This is a genomic window from Streptomyces sp. NRRL WC-3549 (genome assembly GCF_000721935.1).
GTDB lineage: Bacteria > Actinomycetota > Actinomycetes > Streptomycetales > Streptomycetaceae > Streptomyces.
Genome location: NZ_KL585401.1, coordinates 41,932 through 47,582, shown reverse-complemented (window position 1 = coordinate 47,582; position 5,651 = coordinate 41,932). Strand labels below are relative to the sequence as shown.

3 protein-coding genes, 1 tRNA gene and 1 pseudogene are annotated in these 5,651 nt (G+C 74.8%); 1 reads left to right on the top strand and 4 read right to left on the bottom strand.

Annotated features, from left to right (window positions below; translation table 11 throughout):
- Both IH13_RS0116705 and IH13_RS0116700 read right to left on the bottom strand, forming a co-directional pair.
- A partial coding sequence (locus IH13_RS0116705; RefSeq protein ID WP_234433312.1) for a YfjP family GTPase occupies positions 1 to 1,700 on the bottom strand: 1,700 nt, incomplete at its 3' end.
- Positions 1,697 to 3,340, bottom strand: a complete 1,644-nt coding sequence (locus tag IH13_RS0116700; RefSeq protein WP_031085208.1) for a dynamin family protein — start codon at positions 3,338 to 3,340, stop codon at positions 1,697 to 1,699. The genes IH13_RS0116705 and IH13_RS0116700, both read right to left, overlap by 4 nt.
- Positions 3,341 to 3,659: 319 nt before the next feature.
- Between IH13_RS0116700 and IH13_RS0116695 the strand changes: the two genes are divergently transcribed.
- Positions 3,660 to 3,735 (top strand) — tRNA-Arg (locus IH13_RS0116695).
- Between the two features lie 546 nt (positions 3,736 to 4,281).
- Here IH13_RS0116695 and IH13_RS0116690 read toward each other — a convergent pair.
- Entirely contained in the window at positions 4,282 to 4,935 is a 654-nt protein-coding gene (locus tag IH13_RS0116690; RefSeq protein ID WP_031085207.1) for an NAD(P)H-binding protein, read from the bottom strand.
- 531 nt (positions 4,936 to 5,466) lie between these two features.
- Positions 5,467 to 5,651: pseudogene (locus tag IH13_RS0116685) on the bottom strand (MerR family transcriptional regulator); the annotation flags it as partial.

The window sequence follows — 5,651 nt, the reverse complement described above, 5'->3', positions numbered from 1 at the left end:
TGGCGGCCCGGCCGCCGAGGGCACCCACCGCGGGCCTCACGGTCCTGCCGTACGCGGCCGGGCCACCGGCCCCGTACCGCACCGCCGCCCCGGCCGACCGAGGCCCCGGCTGCCGCTCCTGCCGCCCGCGACGGCGGCGGTGCCTCCGGCTCGCCGGGTTCCCCCGGCTCGTCGGTCCCGGCCCCGCTCCGCGCCTCGCCGTCGGCGGCGCCTTCCTCGCCTCGCCCCCGCCCCTTCCTCCTCCTCTTCCCGCTCCCGGCGCCGTCGCCCGCGTGCGCCTTGCGCGACAGCTCGTCCAGGGCCTCGGGAAGCCCCTTCGCACCGTTCACCGCGGTCTCGCGCACCGCCTGCGCCCAGGGCGCGGGGAGCCCCACCACGGCGTCGTCCGCCAGCTTGCGCACCGCCTGCTCCACGCGCTGCCGGGCGGTGAGTTCCTCCTCGGGCGGCGCGAGCGCCTGCGCCATCAGGTCCAGCCCGGCGCCGAGCTGCCGGGTGGACTGGTACCAGCGCCACAGCCGCAACCACGGCGTCCCGCAGGCCCGTCCGGCGTTCCTGCGCCACTCGCGTTCCGCGGCCTCCCCCGCGGCCGCCGCGCCCACCGCCTCCGCCAGCCGGTCGGCGAACGCGTCGCGGGACCGTTCGCCGAGTCCGGGCCGGCCCTCGGCGACGTACACCGGCCGCAGCCGTGCCGCGGCCGCGTCCACGTCGGCGGAGAGCCGGCGCGCCGCCGCCGTACGGTCCTGGACGAACCGGCCGAGCAGTTCCCTGAGGTCGCCGACGCCCTGGCCGGTGAGTGCCGACACCGGCAGGACGGTGGCACCGGGGTCTCCGTGCTCCCCCACCACCATGCCGTCCTCGTCGAGCAGCCGGCGCAGGTCGTCCAGGACGAGGTCCGCGGCCTCTCCCGGGAGCCGGTCGATCTGGTTGAGGACGACGAAGGTGACCTCGGCATGCCCGGCGAGCGGGCGCAGGTAGCGCTCGTGCAGGGCGGCGTCGGCGTACTTCTCCGGGTCGACCACCCAGATCACCGCGTCGACGAGCGCCAGCACCCGGTCCACCTCGTCCCGGTGGCCGGTCGCCGCGGAGTCGTGGTCCGGCAGGTCCACCAGCACCAGCCCCTGCAAGGAGTCCTCGGCCTGCGCACCGCCGAGCACCGGACGCCGCCGCAGCCGGCCCGGGATGGCCAGCCGGTCCAGCAGCCCGGCGGCTCCGTCGGTCCAACTGCAGGCGATCGGCGCGGAGGTGGTCGGCCGGCGCAGGCCCGTGTCGGAGATCTGTGAGCGGGCGAGTGCGTTGAACAGGGTCGACTTGCCGCTGCCGGTGGCCCCGGCGATGGCCACGACCGTGTGCCGGGAGGAGAGCCGCTGCCGGGCCGAGGCCTCGTCCAGCACCCGTCCGGCCTCGGCGAGCGTCTCCCCGTCGAGCCTGGCGCGGGAGAGTCCGACCAGTTCGCGGAGCGCGTCGAGCCGCGGACGCAGGGGACCGGTCTGCAGCCCGTACGCCTCGACCTGCGGCCGTACGTCCTCGGCCACGGGCGGCGTCCCGCACTCGTCCACCCGTACGACGTCGGCGGCCCGGCGGGCGATGAGCCCGTCGTCCCAGTGCCGTTCGGCGGCCTCCGGCGCCTTGCCGCCCTCCGGGTCCGGCCCTCGGCCGTGCTCCCGGCCCTGTTCCTGGTCCTGATCGGTGACGGCGGTCATCGCCGGCTCCTCTCCCTCTGCAGTACGGACAGCGCGGCGATCAGTTCCGCCTGCGGTTCCGGGGCGACTTCCAGGGCGTCCAACGGGGCGAGCCGACGGTCGCGTTCACCGTGCAGGACCTTCTCCAGGCAGTCGGTGAGCAGCGCCCCGCCCTTGTCGCGCAGCCGCAGCGCGCCCTGCGCGCCGATCCGTTCGGCGAGCTGCTCGCCGGCGCCCCGGGCGCGGCGTCCGCCGAGCAGTGTGGCGGCCAGCAGCGCGGCCACCGTCTCGGCGTCGGGCGCGGCGTTGCGGTCCAGCAGCCGCGCCTCCTCCTCGGCCAGCTCCTCCAGGACCCGCCGCCACCGTCGTACGGCCACGGCGATACGGCCCTGGATGTCCTCGGCGGGCCCCCACCCCCCGGCCTCCCGGCCGACGTCCTCGAACCGGAAGTTCCCGGCCGCGGGATCGCGCTGCCACGTCCAGCGGACCTTCTCGTCGGCGGCGGCCACCGCGCACTGGAGCAGGGCCACCAGGCTCTCGACGAGCGCGTCCAGCAGTTCCCCGGCGGTGCTGTAGAGCGGGTAGCCGCGCCACCGGGTGCGTGCGGCCCCGGCGAGCACGGCGCCGTTCGCCAGCCGCCGGCGCACGCGCTCCGACTCCCTGCCGTACGCCTCGTCGACGACCCCGGTGAGCCGTACGGCCGCCGCGTACTGCGCCGCCACCGCCCCGGCCAGTTCGGGCATCCTCATGCCGAGCGAGTCGATGACCCCGCAGGCCGTCCGGCTCACGGCCTGCTGACGGGCCGCCGGGTCCTGCACCCGGTGGGTGAGCCAGGCCTGCAGGGGCGCGACGGCGGTGGTGGGCAGCAGGCCCCGGCCTCCGCCCGCGGACTCCGGCAGCTCCGGGATGGTGAAGCGCGGCACGTCTCCCAGGCCCGCGCGGGTGAGCAGCGCCGCGTACTGCCGGGACACCTCGCCGATCACCTGGTGCGGCACGCGGTCCAGGACGGTGACGAGGCAGGCGTCGTACTCCTTGGCGGTCCGCAGCATGTGCCACGGCACCGCGTCCGCGTACCGGGAGGCGGTGGTGACCATGACCCATACGTCGGCGGCGCAGATCAGTTCGGCCGCCAGCACCCGGTTGCGTACGACGAGCGAGTCGATGTCCGGGGCGTCCAGCAGCGCGAGCCCCCGGGGCAGCGTCGCCGCGGTCTCCACCCGGAGCACGGTGCCGTCCTGGTCCCCGTCCGCCCCGGCCTGGTCGAGCCGGTCGGGGTCGGGGGCCTGTCCCGGGGGCAGCCACACCCGGGTCAGCTGCGGTAGTACGCGCACCCCGGCGAACCAGTGGTGGTCGTCCGGATGGCAGACCAGCACCGGTGTCCGGGTGGTCGGACGCAGCACCCCGGCCTCGCTGACCCGGCAACCCACCAGGGAGTTGACGAGCGTCGACTTACCCGCCCCGGTCGAACCGCCGATCACCGCGAGCAGCGGGGCCTCGGGGGCCCTGAGGCGGGGCACGAGGTAGTCGTCGAGCTGGGCGAGCAGCTCGGCCCGCGTCTGCCTGGCTCGTTCGGCACCGGGGAGCGGCAGGGGAAGACGCACGGCGGCGACACGGTCGCGCAGGGCGGAAAGTGCGTCGATGAGCTGGGGCCGTACATCCATGGTTACCACATGTGAAGAATGCCCAATTTTGGCGCCTTTTTGAAGCGTATAGCCCTCTCTGCGCGGCGGATCCGCCCCGGGGGACAGAGCGGACGAGTGGGGCGCAGGCATAACGAGTGCACAACACCCGGGGCGCGAGGCGCGAAAAGCGGTGCACGATCCGTACCCACCTGCGATTATCGGTTCGCTTCACCGAACCTCCACATCGTGCCACGCAGGTGAAGCAACCGGGACAGGGCGCCAAGAGCCCTATCCTTGTCCCGGCAAGGTCACGGATGGCTAGTCCCAGCGCCCTCCGCGACCGTCGAGGCCCGCACCGGCCCCCGTAGCTCAGTGGATAGAGCAGGCGCCTTCTAAGCGCTTGGCCGCAGGTTCGAGTCCTGCCGGGGGCGCCATCGACGTCACATCAGGCGGGCCGTGCTCTGCCCGGTCGGACCGGGTCCGACCCATGCGGGCCCCCTGCGTACGCCGCTTCGCCGCAAGGTGCGGGAGCCCGGTCGGCGCGCCGGCTGGAACTGGGCCTCTACGGGCGCCTGTCCCCCATGCGTCCCCGGGCCTCGCCCACCCGGACGGCCCCGGGGGCCGCTGCCGGGCAACGCCGAAGGGCGGCGCCTACCCCACCGCCTGGACTCCCGCGCGCCCTCGGTCGCGTCGGGCCGCACCGCCCCGGGGGCCTACCGGACGCCTTCGGTCGGCTCCAGGCCATGCGCCGGCCTGCCGACGACGCACCTCGCGGGGGACAGCGAGGAGGACGGGCGCGGCCGGCCCGCGCCCGGGAGTGGTTCGACGCCTTCGTGGCGTACGACGACCACGCGCGCCGACATTCCGGCATCGGCCGGCACACGCCGGCTTCCGTGCACTTCGGGACCGGCGAAGAGGTCCCAGACCGGCGCACGGACACTCCTGGCCGGCCCCGACGCGGCGCGGGGGCCGGATCGCGGTCATGAGCGGACGTTGGCCGTCACGGCGTCACCGATCGGCGTGGAGCCCGAGTCGAGTTCGAGGATCTGGCGGCTGATGCGGGGCTCGTGCAGCAACGCGGCAAGGGTCGCCGCGACGTCGGCGCGGGTGATCTCGCCGTGGAGTTCGGCCGGGCCGAGAGAGACGGTGCCCGCGCCGGGATCGTCGGTGAGCAGGGACGGGCGCAGGATCAGCCAGTCCAGGTCGCTGCGGCTCAGGGCCACGTCGGCCTGCTTCTTCACCGCGAAGTAGTACTCGACCTCGTCGTCGAGGTCGCGCTCCCGCCAGGATTCCGGGAGGACCGAGACCAGGGCGAGGCGGTGAACACCCGCGTGGCGGGCCGCCTCGATCGCGCGGCTGACGCCGTCACCGTCGATCGCCTGCGTGACCTGCGCACTCCCGCCGTTGGATCCTGCGGCGAAGACGACGGCGTCGGCGCCCCTGAAGGCGTCCGCCAGCTCCGGGACGGGCATACCGGCGAGATCCCGGACCACCGCGTGGATGCCCTGCGCGGCGAGGTCCGCCCTCTGTTCCTCGCGGCGCACGAGGCCGCGGACGGTGTCACCCCTGGCGGTGAGTTCCTGCGCGAGCAGGCCGCCGATCTTGCCCGTGATGCCGATGATGAAGATGTCCACGGTGGAACTCCGCCCGGTTCGCACATGAAAAGATGGCCGGCTCGCGCAGCACGGCCACCCACGGTCGAACCGTTCAACGTCACGGCCGGCACCGGCATTCCGTCGCACGGTGGACGCCGTCCCCGGCACCGCCCATCCCGGTACCTCCCGTCCCCGGCGCCGTCCACCACGCGGCCGGGGGCTGCTTGGACCGGCAGTTCGTGACCCACGCGCCGAACGACTGCCGGGGCGCGGACTTCACGCACGTCGCCGCCTGGGCGAGACCGTCTCCGTCGCCTTCGTCGCGGGCCCCTCCTCCCGGCGCGTCGTCGGCTGGTCCGCGTCGGCCCCGAAGGGGGCACAACTCGCCCAGGAGGCGGTGGAGAAGGGCCTGTGGCGACGCGATCGCGGAGGACTTCCACCCCCACATCCCCGGCGACCGGCACGGCCCCACGCGCATCCGACGGGACACCCACACCGCAGGCTCGGGCATGGGCACAGAAGGCGTTCGAAGACCCCGCGGGGCACGGAACCGCCGACGGGTGCGGCGGCTCAGGCCACGGGCGGGCCGGACGAACCGGCGGAGCGGCGGTATTCGGCGTTGATGCGCTGGGCCTCTTCGAGCTGGTCCTCAAGGATGACGATGCGGCAGGCCGCCTCGATGGGGGTTCCCTGGTCGACCAGTTCCCGGGCACGGGCCGCCATGCGCAACTGGTAGCGGGAGTACCGGCGGGGGG